Genomic DNA, 18,640 nt, shown 5'->3' with positions numbered 1-18,640 from the left:
CACAAGCGGCTCGACAACAAGATGCCGCGCTGAGCCGTAGTCGCTTGTTCCGTTCAGCGATGCGTGGCGTGCATGCAGGCCGCCTCGCCAAGCCCCGGTCGTGGCGCTCGGCGCCGGGGCTGGATGTCGACTATCTGTTTCTCGGGGGCTGGGCCATCGGGCCGGCGGTCGTGCGGATCGCTGCGATCAACACGATCCCGAACAGCGCTGCCAGCAACAGCTCTCCGACGTACGGGTCGGTGGACTCGATCTGGTTCTCGATCACGGGGTGGACTGCGTTGGCGGGCGCTACCGCCGGCGCCAGTTGTGGGAGCACGGCGTAGGTCCCGACGGCGACGACGAAGATCGCCAAGCAGGTGACGAATGCGGCGCCGAGGGCCGCGAGCAACCCACCGCGCCAGGCGGCGGCCGCCACGCACGCGGCGAGGAGCGCGAGCGCCCACTGCGGATGCGAACGCACGGCCTCCGACGCGAGAAGACCGGCCCACCAGAGGCATCCTCCGGCACACGCCGCCCGGGCGACGACCGGCATCTGCTCGACGTGCACGACGGCGACCAGGCACACCGCGATCGCGGTGCCGGCGATCGCCAGCCCGGCTACGTCACCGCTTCCTCCGGGACCGGCGAAGAGCAACGTCGGGACTGCGGCCACGAGGAGCACCCCGCTGATCCGCAGCCACGACGCAGAGCGGGTGAGCAACGCGCCGACGCACCCGAGGGCGAAGCGTCGCTGCGCCCGGGGCTCCTCGAGCGCCGCGACTTCGGCGAGCATCGCGCGGCCCCAGCCGTCACGTGCAAGCAGCCGGACCAGCAGCGCGAGCACGCGGACGGTCACGCCGGCCTCGCGATCGGTCGCGGGAGTGGGAGCGCCGCGGCCTCGCTGGCCACGGACGCGCCCGCCGCGCTGAGCCGATACAGGTGCCGCGGCGGACGGCCGGGCGGCGGGTCGACCTCCCACGTGGTCTCGAGCAACCCGCGGTTGGTCAGCCGCATCAGGATGGGGTACAGGGTCCCGGCCCGGAGATCGACGTCCTTGCCGAGCTCATACCCGTAACGCCACTCTTGTGGGCGGCCGGCGAGTGCGGCCAGCACCGCGATCGTCTGGGGTGAGAAACGGCGGGCCATGACCGAACTCTACCTATATAGAGTTCCGTTGGTACTGAACGAACCGGGGGACGCAGCGCCACGGAAGGGAGCTGCGTCGCGCGCCGGTTCATCCGTGATTCGGGTCCAGACCCAGGAAGCCGCCGAGAAGGCGACGAAGTCGGCCGAGGACGACGTCCCGCGTAGCTGAGGTCTCGGATCGCTCGTCGGCGGTGAGCCCACGGGAGGCCTGCATGATCAGCGAGTCGATGTGCTCGGCCATTGCTTCGGGCTCGGGTTCGCCGAAGTCGGTCAGCGCTTGGCGCAGCGGGACTTGGAGCTGGCGGTGGAAGTCCTCCATCGGTCCTTGCAGGACGTGGGGCTCGACGACCTCCCTCAGTGCCCGGGCGACGGCGCGCTCGGAGCTGGCGAACAGGTCCACGTTGGCTTCGACGTAGGCCCAGACGCGTTCCCCGGGTCCGGTCGCGGCGTCCATGCGGTTCAGGACCTGTCGGGCCCAGTCAGGGAAGATCTCCGCGATGAGGCCGGCGAGCAACTCGTCGCTCGACGCGAAGTACTGGTAGACGCTGCTGCGGGCCAGCCCTGCCCGTCGACCGACCGTGCCCATCGACGGCTTCTGCGGCGTCTCGGCCAGCAGGGCGCGCGCGGCGTCCAGCAGTGCGCGGCGCTGGAGTGCGTGGTGCTCGACGACGGTGGCGGCTCGGATGCGCGGCACGACGTCAGGTCAGCGGTTCGAGTCGTCCGTCGGTCATCTCGAGCGTTCGGTCGCAGTGGTGGAGGACATCATGGTCGTGGGTGACCATGATGGTGCCGACGCCGTGATCGTGCGCCTCGCGGGCCAAGAGCGCGACGACCTCCTGGCTGCGCTGGCGGTCCAGTGCCGCCGTGGGTTCGTCGACGAGCAGCAGCCGGGGGCGGGCGACAAGGGCGCGCGCGATGCCGACGCGCTGGCGCTCACCTCCGGAGAGCTGGTGCGGTCGGCGGTCGGCCTTGTGCTCCATGCCGACCTCGGCGAGCAGCTCACGCGGGTCGCGCGGGTCCGAGAACTTGCCGAACGTGAGCGGTAGCCGGACCTGGTCGAGGCAGGTCAGCGCGGGGATGAGGTTCGCGCTCTGGAAGACGAACCCGATCCGCTGACGCCGGATCGCGGCGGCCTGGCGGGGCGGTAGCCCGATGAGGTCGACGTCCCCGATGCGCACGGAGCCAGAGCTGGGGGCGGTCAGCGCCCCGGCGACGGCGAGCAGGCTCGACTTCCCGGAGCCGGACGGCCCGACCACGGCCACGAGTTCACCCGGCTCGACCTCGAGGTCGACGTGATCGAGCGCGGTGACCGTCTCCGCTCCGTCGCCGTAGAGCAGCGTGACGGCGTTGAGCGACACGGCGGTCATCGGTTGGCTCCCAGGGCGATCAGCGGGTCGACCCGGGCTACGCGTACGACGGCGACCGCGGCGCCGGCGAGTCCGAGGGCGAGGAGCAGCGCCGTGGCCGCCGCGATCGGGCCGGCCTCCAGCGCGAACGGCATCGGTGTGGATGACAGCGCTGCGCCCGCCAGCACCCCCAGCCCGAGCCCGGCGCCGGCGGAGACCACGAGCAACACGAGGGACTGCAGGATGCTGTCGCGCAACAGGTAGCCGGTGCTCGCTCCCAGGGCACGGATCACCGCGAGCTCGTGCTTGCGCTGGATCGTCAGGACCGTGAAGAAGGCGCCCACGACGAGGGCCGAGATCGCGTAGAGGAAGACCTGGATGAGCAGCAAGGTGGAGGTCTCGGCGGTGTAGCCCGGCGACGCGCCGAATGCGTCCTTCAGCGTCATCGCGCTCGTTCCCGCCACTCGGTCTCCGGCGGCGAGGTCGGTATCGCCGCGGATCGCCACCGCGGTGGCCTGCGAGTACACGTGCTCAGGTACCTCGTCGCCGGGACGCACGCCGCCGGCGATCTCTTGCCAGCTCGACAGCGGCAGATAGGCGACGTCGACGTGTCCGAACGTGTGTTGGTCGGCCAGCACCCCGACGACGTTCAAGGCGGTGCCCGCGGGCTCCAGGGTGAGGGTGTCGCCGATCTCGACGCCCTGCTCGGCCGCCGTCCTCGAGATCACGACTTCACGGTCGCCTGCCAGGCGTGAGCCGCGGCCGACGTCGGGGTCCAGGAACGAACCCGTCTGAACGCCGAACAGCGCGAGGTCGATCTCGACGCCTTTATTGCTACGCGCGTTGACCAGGGTGTTGCCGAATGGAGCCGCGGCGGTGACCCCGGGCCGGCGTGCCCACACGCCGACCCGGTCGAGATCCACGGCACTACGAGAGAACGCCGAGTCCTTGGCGACATCCGCTTGGAAGGCGAACGCGGTCACCGGCATCCGTTGCAGCCCCGAGACGCCGTCGTTGACCAGCCCGACCGACAAGCCGCTGAGCAGCACGGTCAGGAACGCGATCAGCGTCACCACCAACCCCATCAGCGCGAAACGGCCGCGGGCGAAGGACAGATCTCGCAGCGCGAGGAACACGTGCCCTAGCCCGACACAAATCGAATCGACAGCATGTCGACAAAGATACCGACATGGTGTCGGCTCGTCGCCGCACAGCGTCGACGCCTGGGCGCGCGCCGCTCTTCCTGCTCGTCTCGCGCACAGCGCCTCTAAGCGGTCACAAGTTGCCCGTCGGCCAAGCGGACTCGGACGCGACGGCAGACGGGCGGGCAGTCGGGTCCGTTCAGGTAGGTCACATGGACGGTCGCAGCGCCTCGGCCTCGAGCCACCAGCATGCCGCGCTCGTCGCGCACGGTGATCTCGAGCTCGACCGCTCCGCCCTCGAGCGGGACCGCGACGTCTGCCTGCAAGTCCGAGCTCGAAGCCGGCTGCATCTGGCCGTCCTGGCACCGCCCGTCTGCGCAGACCCGTACGGCGAGCGTCTCGCCGTCGGGAGCGTCCACGCGAGGCAGCAGCACGGTCGCTCCGCTGACGCAGTCCTTGAGAGTGCACCCTCGCGGGACGTCGCCGCCGCAGGCGCCCAATGCGAGGGCGGTGGCGAGGACGAGGAGTTGCTTCACGGGGCGGCTCCGCACACTACAAGTCGCCGTACCGGGCGTGCCGGAGGCGTTGCTCATCGACGAGCGCGCTACGCCCACGCGAGGTGTGGATCAGCCGCGCCCGGTGTAGCCGGAGCGAACCAGGAACCGGTCGAGTTCGGCCACGAACGTGCTGGGGCTGCGAGGCGGGAAGCCTTCCAGCTTTCCCGCGCGGGCCATGCGCCGCAGCGATCTCAGCGTGCCGCGGCGTTTGCCGAGGCGATACCGGTTGGCGGCCCAGGCGGCTGCCGCCCCGCGCGTCTCGTAGTCGTGGCGTCGGGCGCTCTTGAGCAGTCGCCAGGTGCGGCGTAGGTCGCTTCGGACGAGATCCATGTGCGTGGACGTGTCGTCGTGCCACCGTCGTCCGTCCCAGGCGAGTACCTGGACGGGCAAGATCGAGAAGGCGTAGGCGGTGTAGCGGTAGGCGAAGCGATCGTCGTTGGTCACGGCTTCGGTGGTGCCGTCGTCATCGACGTCGTCCAGACGGAAGCCGGGGTTGCCGAGATTGCGCTCGGCCACTCGATAGCTGCCGCCGTCGAAGCTGAAGACCTGGACGATGGTGCAGCAGTGCGCACCGCCCCAGTAGAGGCTGAGCACGACCTCCGGCTCTGAGTCGCCGTCGAGATCGGCGACCGCAACCGAGTCGTCCTCGAAATTGCCAGGCCGGCACCCCGGTTCCTCGCAGTTCTCCGCGCTCACCGGCGCGTCGTAGAGCATCGCGCCGCCGCGCGAGATCGTGAGTCGCAGGTCGCTGTATCCGGTCTCGTCGTCGACGTCGAACGAGAAGGTGGCGGTGACGGCTCCGCCGGACGCGACCTGCTCGTCGGCGCTGGCCGGGCTCGCACATGCGAACGTGAGGGCCACGACGAAGAGAGGGAGCCATCGCGCCATGTCCGGGACACTACAGGACTCCTGACTGCGCAGCGACCAGGCAGCCGGCGGGTCGGGCCGGCTGGCGCGACACGATGGCGATCACGGGCGGCCCCAGCGAGTCTCGAGCAGTTCCCCTCGTCCGTGCTCGGCGATCCACGTCGCCAGGCGGTCGACTTGACGCACACGCGCCGGCGCTTCAGCCGGGTCCGGGGCGCCGGTCTCGCCACCGTGCGATTGGGACGCCAGGGAGATCGTCAGCCGCGTCCGGGAGTCCGACACCGGTTCGAGCTCGAACCGGAATCGCGCGGACCCGGGACCGAAGTCCCCATCCAGGTGCGAGACGATCCTGAAGTCATCGCGGTGCTTCTTGCGTCGAGGCGTTCTCGTGCCGAGCGCGTCCAGCAGCCCGTCGTAGATCAGCTCACGTGTGCCTTCGGCCGAACACGGGAGCTCCAGCCGGGCGACTCGCGGCCGGGCCCAGTCGAACATCCCGCCTGCTTGCGCGTGCCGGCGCAGGGTCCAGACCCAAGTACCGATGAACAGCGCGGCCAGCAGGATCGTCAGCGACAGCCCGAGCCATTGCACGGCGTAACGAGTACCCGGACCGCGCGTTGTCGAGACTGCCACGGCGGCGGCCGGGTATCGGGTGTCGAGTGACGCAGATCCTGAGCATCGTGATTTCGATCGCGGCGTTTCTCGCGCTGTATGTGCTCCTGCGTGAGCGCGCGCGGCGGAGGACCGGAACCACCCCTCCCGTGCACTGGGGTTGGCTGGCCGCGATCGCAGCGTGTGCCTTGGTCGCCGCGCTCGCCGGGCTCGTTCTCTGACCGAGCGCCGCTTCGTCGCCGGCGTTGCCGCGGCTCTTGCAGTGACTCCTCGTTCGCATGGTGCCGCGGTCGGCGGGGTATGCGGCGTGGGTGCCTGCGGTACGCGGTCCTCAGCCGTCAGATTCGGTGCGTGAGGATCCCGTCTGGCTGTCGCTCGGGTGGCGTGGCGTGTTGGTGTTCGTGCTGTTGCAGGGTGTGGGCGGCGCCTTGCTGATGACGCTGGTGACGTGGGTGCTCGGCCGGGCCGACGACTTCGAGGCATCCCTCAGGAAGGGCGCGTGGTTTGGCGCGCTGATGACCGTGTGGTGGGTTGGCGTCGTGGTTGTCACTCGTTTCCGTGGGCGCCGTTCCCGCGGCAGTGACTAGCGGCTAGCCTCGCTCGAGCTCGGCAGCGATCCACGGAGGCTCGTTCGCGAGGAAGATCAAGTCAACGCTCCGGCATCCGTTCACCAGTGCAGGGCCCTGCGGTCCGGGGTGGCGTATCGCGCCCAGCAGCGCCAACGGCAGATAGAGAGCGACGCCGACGAGCAGCGCAGCTTTGGGTGAGAGGTCGAGAAGCCAGCCGGTCGTGACGAACGCCAACGGCAGGATCGGGAGTGGGCCGGCGAGCGCGAGCAGGCGTGGGCCCGGCGGACGGGGCTTCAGCAGCCACTCCCGGGCGAAGGTCGTCAGCAGGAACATCGGCGGGAACGTCGCAGCGGCGACCAGTCCGAACAACGGTCCGCGATCGATCCAGACCTGCACCGGAATCGCCACCGCCAGCAGGGGCAAGAGGAAGCGGGTGGGCCAGATCAAGACCCGGCGTCCGTTCGTGAGGTCCTCGAGTGCACGACGATCACGTCTCGGGAAGCGCGGCCGCGAGTTGTCGGCGTGAGCTGATGCTGAGCTTCGAGAAGACCTTGTGCAGGTGGTACTCGACGGTGCGGGGGCTGAGGAAGAGGCGTCCGCCGATCTCCTGGTTGGACAGGCCTGAGGCCGCCAATCGCGCGATCTGGGCCTCTCGCGGGGTCAGGCCGTCGGTGGGGCTCGACCGGTCGCGTGCGACGGCGACCCCGGTCTTCTGGAGCGCATCGGCGGCGCGGTTCGCGAAGCCCTCGACGCCCATGCCGACGAACATCTCGTGTGCCGTGCCGAGCGCCTCTCTGGCGGCGCGGGTGCGGCGCATGCGAGCCAGCCACTCGCCGTAGATCAGATACGCCCGGGCGTGCTCGATCCGCGTGCCGGGGCCTCCGAGGCGGTCGATCGCCTCCCGGTGCAACGCTTCACGCGAGTCGTCGCCGGAGAGCAACGCGCGTGAGCGGGCCTCGACGCCCAAGGCCCAATCGGTTCCGCTGGCCTGAGCCCGCTCCGACAGCTGTCGCATCGCGGCGGCTCCGGCGTCCGGCCGGCCGCTCAACGCCGCGGCCTCGATCAACTCGTGCAGCATCCAGGCCGAGTTGTCGATCGGCTGCGGATCCTCGTACGCGCGCTGGGCGGCAGCCAGCGCGTCGTGGTGGCGACCGAGGGCGTTGTAGAAGATCGCGAACGCCCAGTGAACGCCGAGCTGCGCGTTCCCACGGGCCTGCGACTGGCTGGAGCTCTCCTCGAAGATCGACAGGAACTCGGCCTCGCTCCCCTGATAGGCGGCCTTCACGAGCGCGAGGTACGGCGCGGGCTTGCTGCCCGTGGCCTCGTGCGCCGCGATGATCTCCTCGTGGGCGCCGGCCACCGCGGCGCGATCTCCTTGGCGAAGCCAGATCCCGGCCAGCTGGAGCAAGGGCAGCGGGAGCACGACGAGGGCGCCTGCCTCGCGGGCCATCTGGACGTGACGCGTGGCGACCGCGTGCTGGAGGTCGTGCTCCCAGATCGCCGCGCCGACCTGGCTGGCCAGCCAGCCCCAGCTGAGCCCTTCGACCTGCGACAGGTCGTCGCTGTCGAACGCGATCAAGGCCCGCCGCAGCAGCGGCACGGCGGCGGTGAAGCCCGACAGAATCTGCGTCGTCAGCCCCTCGAGCAGCAGGCCGGCGGCCCGCGGGGGTTCGGGGGAACGGGTGGCATCGAGCGCCGCGCGCGCGACGTCGGCCTGCCGGAGGCTGCCGGCTGCGGGACCGCTGAAGAGCACGGCGCAGAGCGCGTCCAGGTACGTCTCCCGGGCGAGGTGGATGTCGAGCGGCTCGAATCGCTTCGCGGCGTTCAGCAGCAGCGCCGCCGCGTCGTCGCTGCCGACGACTCCGCCCGCCGCGAAGGACACCTGGGCGCGCAGGAGGAGCGCCCGGGCCTGCTGGAGCTCGTCGAGCGGCCCGGCTTCGGCTCTCGCCAGCAACGTCAGCGCCGCTTCGGGGGCGCCCGCCCGCAGCTTGGCCTGCGCCGCGGCCAGTGCCCGACCCGCACGCGGTGCGGGTTGCGGGCTGAGGTCGGCGGCACGCTCCAGGAACGCCGCGGCGGCGGCGAAGCCGCCGCGTCCCTTCGCGCGGTCGGCCGAGCGCTCCAGCTCGGCGGCGACGTCCTCGTCGTCCCCGGTCGCCGCCTGCGCCCGATGCCACGCGCGACGGTCAGGATCGACCGCGGGGTCGGTGACGTCCGCGAGCGCGCGATGCACCACTCGGCGTTCCTCGGCCGATGCCGCGCGATAGATGGCCGAACGCACGAGTGGGTGGCGGAAGCGCACGCGCGAGCCGAACTCGCACAGCTCGACGGCGGCGCCGGGCCTCACAGCGTCGAGAGCGATCCCGAGCCGGTCGGCGGCCAGCCGCAGGAGCGTGGCGTCGCCCAGCGGCTCAGCCGCGGCCAACAACAGCTGCTGCCGCTCCGCCGGCGGCAGCGACTTGAAGCGCAGCAGGAAGCTGCCTTCGATCCGACCCGTGAGCGGCGGAGCGGTGCCGGCGAGTCCATCGCCCCCGAGCTCCGCAGCCTCCAAGCCGCGCGGCAGCTCCAGCAGGGCGAGCGGGTTGCCCCGCGATTCCGAGACGATCCGGTCGCGGACCCGAGCATCGAGCGGCACGCGGATCGACGCGCGCAGCAAGGAGCGGGAGTCTTCGTCAGAGAGCCCTTTGAGCACCAGCTCATGGGTGGCACCGGAGTCGCGTTCGTCACGCGACGCGAACACCAGGGCCACCGCTTCCATGGAGAGGCGCCGCGCGACGAACGCGAGCGCCTGCGCCGACGCCTCGTCCAGCCACTGCGCGTCATCGACGATGCAGACGAGCGGCCGCTCGTCAGCGGCCTCCGACAACAGGCCGAGCGTCGCGAGACCGACGAAGAAGCGATCCGGCGAGCTCTCGCCGCGCAGGCCGAACGCCGCGTCGAGCGCATCGCGGTGCGGGCCGGGCAGCCGCTCGCGCAGTCCGAGCAAGGGCCCGCAGAGCTGGTGGAGGCCGGCGAACGCCAGCTCCATCTCGGACTCGACCCCCGCGGCCCGGACGACCTGACAGGCCGCAGCCTGATCCGCGAGATAGTCGAGCAGCGCGGTCTTGCCGACTCCCGGCTCTCCCCGCACGAGCACGGCACGGCTCTCGCCGGCGCGAATCCCCGCCAGCACGCGATCCATGTCGGCACGTTCACGGCCACGGCCGACGAGCACGGTGCCAACCTAATTAATCGCCCGCTGCGCAGTCAACCGCGGCGATGATCATCCCGCCTGGCCGACTGCTCGCGCAGCGGTCAGGGCGTCGGCTGTCGTTCGCGACGATCGGCCCGGTCGATGGCCACGAGCTGCCCGAACATGATCGGGACGAGCACGAGACCCCACTTCGGTGAGGCGCCGGTGACGTCGTGCAGGAGCGTCCCGAATCCCCCGGGGGCGGCGGCGCACAGGAACACCTCGACGCGCCGGCTCCGACGCAGGCAGCAATAGGCCAGCAAGAGCAGCAGCGTGCCGACGCCGACGACCTCGACCGCGCCGTCCTGCAGGGCCAGGCTCGCCACGATGAGGACGAGGTAGAACAGGGCGACGGCCGCGGTGGCCGGTACGCGCCGAAGTGCGCCGAGCATGACCTGATTGAGCCTTCAGCGTCGCCAGAAGACGAGCCGCTGCACCGACGCCTTCAGCGCCGCGCTGACGGGGACCTGGTCCCGTTCCTGCAGCGCTTCGACCGGGTTGAGCCGCAGCTCGTCCCCGGTGCCGAACACCAGCCTGCCATCGTCCCCGCGCCGGCCGTCGATGTAGATCCACCCGCGCTCGATCCGCTTGATGTCGGCCATGGACTGAGCGTACTGCCGCGGCGACCGCAGGATCGCCCCGGCGAACCCGGGGCGACCACGAGCGGAACGGGCTAGTGGGCGGCGACCGGCTCGGCCACGCCGTGGGCCGGCTCGAGCTTGATCGACGGGATGACCGCGCCGACGACGAGCGCCCCGAGGGCGAACACGCCCGCGGCGACCCAGAAGGCGACGGTGTAGCCGTGGACGGTGGCCGTCTCGGCGAGGGCCGGCGTCTTGGCGTGGCCGTTCGCGTAGGAGGTGACGGCGCTGGCGAAGATCGAGCTCAGCAGCGCCGTGCCGACCGAGCCGCCGACCTGCTGCATGGTGTTGACCATCGCGGAGGCGACGCCGGTGTCGGCGCGGTCGACGCCGAACGTGGCCGACTGGAACGCGGGCGGGAAGATGTTGCCCATGCCGACGCCCATCAGGATCAGGGCGGGGAGGACGTGCGTGGCGTAGCTGGAGTCGGTGTGCAGCTGCGTGAGGATGAGCATCGCGCTCGCGCCGAGGAGCATGCCGACGAACATGTGGGGGCGCGGGCCGAACTTGGGCAGCAGGCGCTGGCTGACGAGCTGCGCGGTGACGATGATCGCCGCCGACATCGGCAGGAAGCCGAGGCCGGTCTGGATCGGCGAGAAGTCGAGCGTGGTCTGCATGTAGTACGTGAGGAAGAGGAACAGCGCGAACAGCGCGATGCCCGCGATGCCGATGCCGGCGAACGCGCCGCCACGGGTGCGGTCGGCGAGGACGCGCAGAGGGAGCAGCGGGTGCGCGACGCGGCGCTCGACGAGGAAGAAGCCGGTCAGCAGCAGAGCGGCCGCCACGAGCATCACGATCGTGACCGGGTGGCCCCACGAGTGGGTCTCGGAGTTCGAGAAGCCGTAGACGAGCGCGAACAGGCCGGTCGTCGCGAGCACGGCGCCGGGCACGTCGATGCGCGGACGGGCCGGGTGGGCGACGTTCGTCAGCAGGCGGAACGCGGCGATCGCGGCGGGGAGCGCGATCACGAGGTTCACGTACAGGCACCAGCGCCAGCTGAGCACCTCGGTGAGGATGCCGCCGAGCAGCAGGCCGATCGCCGCGCCGGTGCCGGCGATCGCGCCGAAGATGCCGAACGCCTTGCCGCGCTCGGCGGGGTCGGTGAACGTCGTCGCGAGCAGCGCGAGCGCGGACGGGGCGAGGAGCGCGCCGAACACGCCCTGGGCGGCACGGGCGCCGACGAGCACGCCGAAGGAGTCGGCTGCACCGCCGACGGCGGACGCGACGGAGAAGCCGATCAGGCCGCCGATGAAGGTCCACTTGCGGCCGAAGAGGTCGCCGAGGCGGCCGCCGAGCAGCAGCAGGGAGCCGAACGCGAGCGCGTACGCGGTGACGATCCACTGGCGCGCGTCGTTGGAGAAGCCGAGGTCCTGCTGCGCGGACGGCAGGGCGATGTTCACGATGGTCGCGTCGAGGACGACCATCAGCTGCGCCACGGCGATGATCCCGAGGATCAGCCAGCGGCGGGAGTGATTGGGATCTGAGTGAGGAGGCATCTGGGGAGGGGAAGTGGAAGCTTGTATTCCGGTTATCGACACAAGCTAGCAGAACTGGAGGGTCTCCTTCCACTTCGTCTATGCTGGGTCTCTCACATGACCGCCGCCCGCCCCCTTCGCGCTGATGCCGAGCGCAACCGCCAGCGCATCGTCGAGGCGGCGAAGACGCTGTTCGCCGAGCGCGGCGTCGACGTCGCGGTGGAGGACATCGCCGCGGCCGCGGGCGTCGGGATCGGCACCTTCTACCGGCGCTTCCCGGACCGCGAGTCGCTCGTCGAGGCCGTCTTCGAGACCAAGTTCGAGCGCATGGTCCAGGCCGCGCGCGACGCGCACGAGATCGACGATCCGTGGGAGGCGTTCAAGTACTTCGTGGTGACGGTGGCGCGGATGCACGCCACGGACCGGGGCCTCAAGGACGTCGTGCTCTCCAGCGACCGCGGGCGCGAGAAGGTGGCCGAGTTCCGCTCGATCATCCAGCCGCTCGCCGGCGCGCTGCTCGAACGGGCGAAGGCGGCGGGCGCCCTGCGCGAGGACGTGGGCGCCTTCGACATCCCGATGATCCACCAGGCCGTCAGCGCGATCGCCGACATCACGCGCGACGTCTCGCCCGAGTACTACGAGCGCACGCTGACGCTGCTGGTCGACGGCCTCGCCCGCGAGCGGACGCCCACGCCGATGACGGTGCCGCCGCTCGAGACCGACCAGTTCCTGGCCGTCATGAGCCGCCACAAGCGCTGATCGCACCCGCGTCGAGCGGCACTATACTTTCTGAAGTATGAGTGACGTGATCAAGGTCGACGTGTGGTCCGACATCGCCTGCCCGTGGTGCTTCATCGGCAAGCGCAAGTTCGAGACGGGGGCCGAGGGCTTCGACGTCGAGGTCGAATACCACTCGTTCGAGCTCGCTCCGGACACGCCGGTGGACTTCGAGGGCTCCGAGATCGACTTCCTGGTCGCGCACAAGGGCATGCCCGCCGCGCAGGTCGAGCCGATGCTCGCGCAGGTCAAGGGCATCGCGGCCGAGGTCGGCCTCGACTACGACTTCGACGCGCTGCAGCACACCAACACCGTCAAGGCGCACCAGCTCCTGCACTACGCGAAGGCGCACGGCAAGCAGGTCGAGCTCAAGGAGCGGCTGCTGAGCGCGTACTTCGTCGAGGGCCGGCACGTGGGTCGCGCCGAGGATCTCGCCGACCTGGCCGCCGAGGTCGGGCTGGACCGCGAGGACGCGCTGCGCGCGCTGGAGGCGAACGAGTACGTGGACGCCGTCCGCGCCGACCAGGAGCAGGCGATGCGCTACGGCATCCGCGGCGTCCCGTTCTTCGTGATCGACGGCAAGTACGGCGTGTCGGGCGCGCAGGCGCCGGAGACGTTCGCGGCCGCCCTCAAGCAGGTCCAGGACGAGCGCGCCGGGGTGGCGTCGTGAGCGCCTTCGAGATGCTCGGCGACCCGTCGGCGGCGAGCTGCGAGGGTGACGTCTGCGCGGTGCCGGTCGCCGCGCAGCCGGCCGAGCGGCCGCCGGCGGAGCCGGACGCCGACGAGGAGTGATGCGCGCCGTCGTCCTCGACGCGCCCGGGCCGCCCGAGGCGCTGCAGCTGCGTCACCTGCCGGTCCCGCAGCCGGAGCCGGGCTGGGTCCTGATCGACGTCAGGGCGTTCGGCCTGAACCGGTCGGAGCTGTTCACGCGGCTCGGCCACTCGCCCGGGGTGGAGTTCCCGCGCGTGCTCGGCATCGAGGCCGTCGGCGTCGTGGCGTCCGCGCCCGGCGGGGAGTTCCGCGAAGGGCAGCAGGTCGCGGCGATGATGGGCGGGATGGGCCGCGCGTTCGACGGCGGCTACGCCGAGTACACGTGCGTCCCGGCCACGCAGGTGATCCCGTTCGAGTCCGGCCTGGACTGGGCGACGATCGGCGCGGTGCCGGAGATGCTCCAGACCGCGTACGGGTCGCTCACGGTCGCCCTCGACGCGCAGCCCGGTCAGACGCTGCTGATCCGCGGCGGCACGTCCTCGGTCGGGCAGGCGGCGGCGCTGCTGGCCAAGGACCGCGGGCTCACGGTGCTCGCCACGACCCGGCGCGAGGAGCGCTTCGACGTGCTGCGCCGCGCGGGTGTCGACCATCCGCTGGTGGACGGCGGCGAGGTCGCCGAGGCGGTCTGGCGGCTCGTGCCGGGCGGGGTCGACCTCGCGCTCGAGCTCGTCGGCACCGACGCGATGCGCGACACGTTGCTCGCCACCCGCGTCGGCGGAACCGTCTGCTTCACCGGGATGCTCAGCGCGGTCTGGACCGTTCCCGACTGGTACCCGATGGACTACATCCCGACGGGCGTGCGGCTCACGGTCTACAGCGGCGACGCCGCGGACCTCCCGCCGGCGGTCCTGCAGTCCTTCCTCGACGACCTCGAGCGCGGCCGGCTCACGCTCCCGGGCGTCCGTGCGTATCCGCTCGACGAGATCGTCGAGGCGCACCGCGCGATGGAAGCCGACGAAGCGGCCGGGAAGCTCGTCGTCGTGACGTGACGGCGGGTGGCGACGGTACGCTGCCTGCATGAACTCGACCCTCGTCGCCATCTGCCTGTTCGCCGTGATCATCAGCTTCCTGGCCGGCAGCGCGTTCATGAACAAGTAGCCGCGGGCCCGCTTGCACGAGATCTGCACCGAGTTCTGACCGGACCCGCACGGCGCGTGCGTACGCTCCGCGCCCCATGTCCGGACGCCTCTCCGCGCCGCTCGCCGCGGTCGCCCTCGGCCTGACCTTCGGCGCGCTCGGCGCGTTCGGCCAGGCCCAGCTCGACCGGACGCTGGAAGCGTTCCCGAACTCGATCAGCACCTGGCTGCTCGCGCCGTTCCTCGTCGGCGCCGTGGCGGCCGGACGGGGCCAGGCCGCGGTGGCGGGAGCCGTCACGTGCGCGTTCCAGCTGGCCGGCTACTACGCGGTCAACGTCCTGCAGGACATCGGCACCACGGCGTCGCTCGTGGTGTTCTGGACGGCGTGCGCGGTCGTCGGCGGGCCGGTGTTCGGCGCGGCGGGCCGGCTCTGGCGCGTGGGTGAGCCGGGGCGGAGGGAGCTCGGCGTCGCCGTGCTCGCGGGCGTCTTCGTCGCCGAGGGCGCGTACGCGTTCCTGCTCCAGGAGCGGCGCTACGTCGCCGGCGTCCTGTGGATCGCGATCGGCGCGACGCTCGCGCTCGTGGCCGGCCGCGGACGCCTGGATGGGTTGCGCTGGCTCGGGTTGACGGTGCCGCTGGGGATCGCCGGCGAGGTGGCGTTGACGTCCGTCCTCAGCCGCGTGTTCTGAGCGCGCGGTCAGCCGGCGCCGAAGCACACGAGCCCGACCGCGCCCGGCTCGTCGGCGCGCAGCGCGGCGAGCGCGGCGTCGGCGGGCTCGCCCGCGGCCAGCCGGCGGGCGAGCTGCGGCGCGAGCGCCGCGCTCACCGCATCCGGAAGCGGAAGGACGCTGGCGACCACGGTCGCGGTGCCGAGCCCGAGCAGCGCGGCGGTCAGGCCCATCAGCTCGTCGCCCGGCTGCACGTCGGCGATGCCCGCGTCGCACGCGAACAGGACCATCCGCCGTGGCGCGTCCTTGAGCGTCTCGAGGTCGAACACGGTCAGCGGGCCGTCCGCCAGCTGCAGCGACGAGAACAGCGGGTTGTCCGCGCGGAACGTGCCGTGCGCGGCGATGTGGGCGTGCGCGCACCCGTCGAGCGCGGCGAGCGTCGCGGCGGCGCTCGCCGCCTCGCCCGTGAGCATCGTCGCGCCGCCCACGGCCTCGGCGACCGCCTCGACCTCCTCCCGCGCCAAGGCGAGATCCGGGCCGGCGACGGCGAGGGTGCCGCCGAGGGGAGAGGCGACCGCGGGGACGGCGTGCGCGGGGGTGGGCGCCGGGGCGGCCGCGGCCGGCGCGGGAGCGGCGGTTGCGGGCGCGGGGGCGGCTGCAGGCACGGCGATTGCGGGCGCGGAGGCGCCCGCGGCGCGGGCGCTCGTCGCCGCTCGCTGCCACAGCGCCGCCGACGGCGCGACGGAGAACGGCCGCTCGCGCAGCGTCGGCAGCGCCGCCCAGGGCAAGGTGTGCAGTGACCGCGTGGGCACGAGCACGAGCGGCAACCCGCGCGTGGCGGCGAGCGCCGGCGCGAGCTGCGCCTCGAGGCTCGCCGCGGCGGCGTCGCGCATCGTTGCGTAAGCCGCTCGTCCGCGGGCGGTGCCGTGGCCGGCGACGAGGCGTAACAGCGCGAAGCGCAGGCTCTCGAGCTGCTGCTGGGCCTCCGCGAGCGTGCCGACCGCGTGCAGGCGCGCGCGGCCGCGGGCGAGCGTGACCGCGTACAGGTGGCCGTCGGCCTCGACGAGCTCCAGCAGCGCCCGCTCGCCGAGCACGGGGGCCAGCCCCGCGGCGGAGAACGCGTCCGGCGCTTCCCATGCGCCGGCGTGGCGCGCGCGCTGGACGATCGAGCGCTCGAGCCGCGCGAGCTGCGCCGCCGCCGCGCGTGTGTCCTCGCCCTCCAGGCGCGCCTCGTCGAGGCGCATCGCGCTGTGGCGCAGCTCGCCGAGCAGTCCGGCCAGGACGGGGTCGACCGGCGGCCGCACCGGCGGGAGCTGCAGCGCCTGCGTCCGGTGGCGCTCGGCCGCGGCGAGCACCGCGCGGGCGTCGCCGCGGTCCAGGGCCAGGCGGACGCCGATGCGCGCCAGCCCTTCGCCGTGCACGCCCGCCCGGGCGCGCAGCTCGGTCGCGCCCAGCACGGCGCGGTGCTGCTCGAGCACGTTGAGGCCGGCGTTCACGGCCCGGGAAGCCGCCGCGGGACGTCCCTCGTGCACGCGCAGCAGCGCTTCGGCGTGCCACGCCGCGATCCGCCCGCCGGGGGCGCCGCGGTCACGCGCGCCCGTGGTCCTGGCCACGACCGCACGGGCCGTGCCGGTCTCGCCGAGCGCGATCGCGAGCTCCGCGTGCACCACGCGCGCCTCGACGGCCAGCGTGCGCCAGCCGTCCGCCTCGAGTGCCGCGGCCACGGTCTCGACACGTGCGAGCTGCTCGCGCGTGCGCTGGCCGGACGCGTGCGCGGCGCGTACGATCGCGAGCTCGGCCAGCAGGCTCCAGCGTGGGCGCTCCTGGCGCCGGAAGGCGTCACGGGCGCGCCGGGCGTGCGCGAGCGCGGCGGCCGGGTCGCCCTGGCGCAGCGCGATCTCCGCCAGCTCGAGCGCGGCCTCCGCGCGGTACGCGCTCATGCCGCCGCGCTGGAGGTCGGCGATCGTGCGCTCCGCGACGCCGCGCGCCTCGTCGTGCAGGGCGACGGACCGCAGCAACGCGATCCGATCCAGCGCCAGCACGGTGAGCGTCCCGCCGGCGGCGCGGATCGCGGTCTCGGCGCGGTCATAGGCGGCGAACGCGGCCGGCGCATGGCCCTCGATCGACGCCAGCCAGCCGAGGTTCTGGACCATGTGCGCGGCGCCGAGGAGGTTGCCGTCCTCGCGCTCGAGCGCCTCCGAGCGCGTGAAGTCGGCGCGGGCCATCGCGAAGGCGCCGCGCTCGGCGTGCAGGATGCCGCGGTTGCAGAGCACGCGCGCCTCCCACTGGCGGTCCGCGTGGCGGCGGAAGCCGACGAGCGCGCGCCGGTAGTGCTCGAGCGCGGTCGCGTGCTGGTCGAGCTTGTGCAGCACCATCCCGTGCTGCATCTCCACGCGCGCGAGGTCCAGCCCGTCGAGGTCGGGGCGGGCGAGGTCGAGCTCGTGCAGCCCGTCCCGGCCGCGCCCGCACAACGCGAGCGCCCACGCGAGGCTGAAGCGCGCCTGGGCGGCGCGCACGGGCAAGCCCGCCGTCGTGGCGAGGCGAACGGCGCCGCGCAGCACCTTCACGGCCTCGTCGGAGGCGCCGCGTTCGACGAGGATGAGCCCACGGGCGCGCTCGGCGACCGCCGCGGCTTCGTGGTCTTCCAGCTCGCGCGCAAGCTCGAGGGCCTGCGCCGCGTCTCGGTCCGCCGCTTCGACGTCGTTCTGGACGAGCGTCAGCGCGCGTTCTGCGAGGGCCAGCGCGGTCAGGTCACCAACCAGTCCGTGCGGATGGAGAGGACGTCGAACGCCACCGGGCCGGCCTTGACCTCGACGACGAAGCGCCCATCCACGTCGGTGTCGACCGTGAGCGGCGCGCCGACCGGCCGGACCACCTCGACCGTGGCCTCCTGCGGCGGGAACAGCTGCCCCGTGATGACGCGCTCCTCGTCGCGGGCGGCGATCTCGAGCTCGACCGACACGTCCCGGCCCTCGAAGCTCACGAGCCGCGGTGTGGCGGCGGCACGAAGCGCGACCGCCTGCTCGAGCGCGGAGTCGGCCACGAGCTCGGCGAGCTCGGCGTCCAGGGTGCGCCAGTCGAAGGCCATGCGCGCGAGCTCCAGCGAGCTCTCCGACGCCTGCGGCACAACGTCGCCGGCGGCCAAGAGGGCCATGAGCTGGTCGTCGCTGAAGTGATCCATACCGTTAAGAGTCCTTCGAGGACCGCGTGATACCGGAAGCGTTCGGCAGGAGCCGCCGGAGCTTGTCCAGGCAGCGCGAACGGGTCGGGCCGATGCCGCCGATGGGCATGCCCAGGATCTCGGAGATCTCGCTGTACGGGCGCTCCAGCAGCAGCAGCCGCAGCAGCGTTTGACAGCGATCTGACAATTTTGCGAACGCCGCGGGAAGTTCGTTGTCGGGGATCGAGCGCAGTGCTTCGTCCTCGACGTCGGTGTCGTCGGCGAGCCTCGCGAAGGCCTCGTCCTCGACCGGGATCTCGCGCGCGCCCCGCGCGCGCACGCGCAGTGCCTCGTGGCGGCACGTCATCGCGAGCCATGCCCCGACTGCGTCCGGACGTTCGATGCGGTCAAGGTTTTGAGCGAGCTTGAGCCACGTGACCTGGGCCACGTCGTCGCGGTCGGCGGGGCGGACGCCGTTCGACGCGGCGACCGCGAGGACCATCCGGGCGAACCGGTCCACCAACTCGTTCCAGGCATCCCGATCGCCGTCGCGTGCACGCTCGACGAGATCCCCGGTCTCACCCATGGTGCTTCTTCAACGGCATTCTCGACATGCACGCTATCGCGG

22 protein-coding genes are annotated in these 18,640 nt (G+C 72.1%); 7 read left to right on the top strand and 15 right to left on the bottom strand.

Features of this window, described 5'->3' with window-relative positions:
- Positions 1–130: 130 nt before the first annotated feature.
- The 7 genes from C8N24_RS32170 to C8N24_RS32135 all read right to left on the bottom strand — a co-directional run bounded on the left by C8N24_RS32170 (position 131) and on the right by C8N24_RS32135 (position 5,625).
- Positions 131–835 (bottom strand): hypothetical protein, encoded by a 705-nt coding sequence (locus C8N24_RS32170; RefSeq protein ID WP_121258345.1) that lies wholly within the window; start codon positions 833–835, stop codon positions 131–133.
- Positions 832–1,125, bottom strand: coding sequence for a PadR family transcriptional regulator (locus C8N24_RS32165; protein ID WP_121258343.1), 294 nt, complete (start codon positions 1,123–1,125; stop codon positions 832–834). Before C8N24_RS32165 ends, C8N24_RS32170 begins: the two co-directional genes overlap by 4 nt.
- A gap of 88 nt (positions 1,126–1,213) precedes the next feature.
- Complete coding sequence (locus C8N24_RS32160; protein ID WP_121258341.1) at positions 1,214–1,819, bottom strand: TetR/AcrR family transcriptional regulator; 606 nt, start codon at positions 1,817–1,819, stop codon at positions 1,214–1,216.
- A gap of 4 nt (positions 1,820–1,823) precedes the next feature.
- Positions 1,824–2,492 (bottom strand): ABC transporter ATP-binding protein, encoded by a 669-nt coding sequence (locus tag C8N24_RS32155; protein WP_121258339.1) that lies wholly within the window; start codon positions 2,490–2,492, stop codon positions 1,824–1,826.
- On the bottom strand, positions 2,489–3,607 hold the full coding sequence (locus tag C8N24_RS32150; protein WP_121258337.1) for an ABC transporter permease: 1,119 nt from the start codon (positions 3,605–3,607) through the stop codon (positions 2,489–2,491). Before C8N24_RS32150 ends, C8N24_RS32155 begins: the two co-directional genes overlap by 4 nt.
- A gap of 632 nt (positions 3,608–4,239) precedes the next feature.
- On the bottom strand, positions 4,240–5,058 hold the full coding sequence (locus C8N24_RS32140) for a hypothetical protein (RefSeq protein WP_121258333.1): 819 nt from the start codon (positions 5,056–5,058) through the stop codon (positions 4,240–4,242).
- Positions 5,059–5,139: 81 nt separating this feature from the next.
- Entirely contained in the window at positions 5,140–5,625 is a 486-nt protein-coding gene (locus tag C8N24_RS32135) for a hypothetical protein (protein WP_121258331.1), read from the bottom strand.
- A 68-nt stretch (positions 5,626–5,693) separates the two neighbouring features.
- Here C8N24_RS32135 and C8N24_RS34480 point away from each other — a divergent pair, with 68 nt between their 5' ends.
- Positions 5,694–5,867: a hypothetical protein gene (locus C8N24_RS34480; protein ID WP_170179573.1), complete on the top strand. Its 174-nt coding sequence runs from the start codon at positions 5,694–5,696 to the stop codon at positions 5,865–5,867.
- 168 nt (positions 5,868–6,035) lie between these two features.
- Positions 6,036–6,233 carry a hypothetical protein gene (locus C8N24_RS32130; RefSeq protein WP_121258329.1) on the top strand — a complete coding sequence of 66 codons (198 nt, stop codon included), beginning with the start codon at positions 6,036–6,038 and terminating at the stop codon, positions 6,231–6,233.
- A gap of 3 nt (positions 6,234–6,236) precedes the next feature.
- Here the strand turns inward: C8N24_RS32130 and C8N24_RS32125 are convergent, their stop codons facing one another.
- The 5 genes from C8N24_RS32125 to C8N24_RS32105 form a co-directional block, all read right to left on the bottom strand.
- The gene (locus tag C8N24_RS32125; protein WP_121258327.1) at positions 6,237–6,662 is read right to left on the bottom strand and encodes a hypothetical protein; all 426 of its coding nucleotides are present in this window, start codon (positions 6,660–6,662) and stop codon (positions 6,237–6,239) included.
- A 40-nt stretch (positions 6,663–6,702) separates the two neighbouring features.
- Positions 6,703–9,426, bottom strand: a complete 2,724-nt coding sequence (locus C8N24_RS32120) for a helix-turn-helix transcriptional regulator (protein ID WP_281272698.1) — start codon at positions 9,424–9,426, stop codon at positions 6,703–6,705.
- 80 nt (positions 9,427–9,506) lie between these two features.
- Positions 9,507–9,836 (bottom strand): hypothetical protein, encoded by a 330-nt coding sequence (locus tag C8N24_RS32115; protein ID WP_121258324.1) that lies wholly within the window; start codon positions 9,834–9,836, stop codon positions 9,507–9,509.
- Between the two features lie 15 nt (positions 9,837–9,851).
- Positions 9,852–10,046, bottom strand: coding sequence for a hypothetical protein (locus tag C8N24_RS32110; RefSeq protein ID WP_121258322.1), 195 nt, complete (start codon positions 10,044–10,046; stop codon positions 9,852–9,854).
- Positions 10,047–10,117: 71 nt separating this feature from the next.
- Complete coding sequence (locus tag C8N24_RS32105) at positions 10,118–11,581, bottom strand: MFS transporter (RefSeq protein ID WP_121258320.1); 1,464 nt, start codon at positions 11,579–11,581, stop codon at positions 10,118–10,120.
- A 96-nt stretch (positions 11,582–11,677) separates the two neighbouring features.
- On the opposite strand from C8N24_RS32105, the gene C8N24_RS32100 reads away from it, so the two are divergent.
- The 5 genes from C8N24_RS32100 (at position 11,678) to C8N24_RS32085 (ending at position 14,873) form a co-directional block, all read left to right on the top strand.
- The gene (locus C8N24_RS32100; RefSeq protein WP_121258318.1) at positions 11,678–12,319 is read left to right on the top strand and encodes a TetR/AcrR family transcriptional regulator; all 642 of its coding nucleotides are present in this window, start codon (positions 11,678–11,680) and stop codon (positions 12,317–12,319) included.
- Between the two features lie 37 nt (positions 12,320–12,356).
- A complete protein-coding gene (locus C8N24_RS32095; RefSeq protein ID WP_121258316.1) occupies positions 12,357–13,007 on the top strand; it encodes a DsbA family oxidoreductase in 651 nt (216 codons plus the stop codon).
- Positions 13,004–13,129, top strand: coding sequence for a hypothetical protein (locus C8N24_RS35490; protein WP_281272697.1), 126 nt, complete (start codon positions 13,004–13,006; stop codon positions 13,127–13,129). The genes C8N24_RS32095 and C8N24_RS35490 overlap by 4 nt, the downstream gene beginning before the upstream one ends.
- A complete protein-coding gene (locus C8N24_RS32090) occupies positions 13,129–14,097 on the top strand; it encodes a zinc-binding alcohol dehydrogenase family protein (RefSeq protein ID WP_121258314.1) in 969 nt (322 codons plus the stop codon). The genes C8N24_RS35490 and C8N24_RS32090 overlap by 1 nt, the downstream gene beginning before the upstream one ends.
- A gap of 185 nt (positions 14,098–14,282) precedes the next feature.
- On the top strand, positions 14,283–14,873 hold the full coding sequence (locus C8N24_RS32085; RefSeq protein WP_121258312.1) for a DUF6518 family protein: 591 nt from the start codon (positions 14,283–14,285) through the stop codon (positions 14,871–14,873).
- A gap of 8 nt (positions 14,874–14,881) precedes the next feature.
- On the opposite strand, the gene C8N24_RS32080 is transcribed toward C8N24_RS32085, so the two are convergent.
- From C8N24_RS32080 to C8N24_RS32070, 3 genes are all read right to left on the bottom strand, one after another.
- Positions 14,882–17,419, bottom strand: a complete 2,538-nt coding sequence (locus C8N24_RS32080) for a CHAT domain-containing protein (protein ID WP_121258310.1) — start codon at positions 17,417–17,419, stop codon at positions 14,882–14,884.
- A 179-nt stretch (positions 17,420–17,598) separates the two neighbouring features.
- Positions 17,599–18,033: a hypothetical protein gene (locus C8N24_RS32075; RefSeq protein ID WP_121258308.1), complete on the bottom strand. Its 435-nt coding sequence runs from the start codon at positions 18,031–18,033 to the stop codon at positions 17,599–17,601.
- Between the two features lie 4 nt (positions 18,034–18,037).
- The gene (locus C8N24_RS32070) at positions 18,038–18,598 is read right to left on the bottom strand and encodes an RNA polymerase sigma factor (protein WP_121258306.1); all 561 of its coding nucleotides are present in this window, start codon (positions 18,596–18,598) and stop codon (positions 18,038–18,040) included.
- Between the last annotated feature and the right edge of the window lie 42 nt (positions 18,599–18,640).

Source organism: Solirubrobacter pauli, from assembly GCF_003633755.1.
Lineage (GTDB): Bacteria > Actinomycetota > Thermoleophilia > Solirubrobacterales > Solirubrobacteraceae > Solirubrobacter > Solirubrobacter pauli.
The sequence above is the reverse complement of the archived record's forward strand: the minus strand, read 5'-3'. Positions and strand labels throughout refer to the sequence as shown.

What these genes read in the sequence shown, in the direction of transcription:
- C8N24_RS32165 (WP_121258343.1), bottom strand. Translation starts at nt 1,125, where the DNA reads ATGGCCCGCCGTTTCTCACCCCAGACGATCGCGGTGCTGGCCGCACTC.
- C8N24_RS32155 (WP_121258339.1), bottom strand. Translation starts at nt 2,492, where the DNA reads ATGACCGCCGTGTCGCTCAACGCCGTCACGCTGCTCTACGGCGACGGA.
- C8N24_RS32140 (WP_121258333.1), bottom strand. Translation starts at nt 5,058, where the DNA reads ATGGCGCGATGGCTCCCTCTCTTCGTCGTGGCCCTCACGTTCGCATGT.
- C8N24_RS32115 (WP_121258324.1), bottom strand. Translation starts at nt 9,836, where the DNA reads ATGCTCGGCGCACTTCGGCGCGTACCGGCCACCGCGGCCGTCGCCCTG.
- C8N24_RS32110 (WP_121258322.1), bottom strand. Translation starts at nt 10,046, where the DNA reads ATGGCCGACATCAAGCGGATCGAGCGCGGGTGGATCTACATCGACGGC.
- C8N24_RS32105 (WP_121258320.1), bottom strand. Translation starts at nt 11,581, where the DNA reads ATGCCTCCTCACTCAGATCCCAATCACTCCCGCCGCTGGCTGATCCTC.
- C8N24_RS32100 (WP_121258318.1), top strand. Translation starts at nt 11,678, where the DNA reads ATGACCGCCGCCCGCCCCCTTCGCGCTGATGCCGAGCGCAACCGCCAG.
- C8N24_RS32095 (WP_121258316.1), top strand. Translation starts at nt 12,357, where the DNA reads ATGAGTGACGTGATCAAGGTCGACGTGTGGTCCGACATCGCCTGCCCG.
- C8N24_RS32090 (WP_121258314.1), top strand. Translation starts at nt 13,129, where the DNA reads ATGCGCGCCGTCGTCCTCGACGCGCCCGGGCCGCCCGAGGCGCTGCAG.
- C8N24_RS32085 (WP_121258312.1), top strand. Translation starts at nt 14,283, where the DNA reads ATGTCCGGACGCCTCTCCGCGCCGCTCGCCGCGGTCGCCCTCGGCCTG.
- C8N24_RS32075 (WP_121258308.1), bottom strand. Translation starts at nt 18,033, where the DNA reads ATGGATCACTTCAGCGACGACCAGCTCATGGCCCTCTTGGCCGCCGGC.
- C8N24_RS32070 (WP_121258306.1), bottom strand. Translation starts at nt 18,598, where the DNA reads ATGGGTGAGACCGGGGATCTCGTCGAGCGTGCACGCGACGGCGATCGG.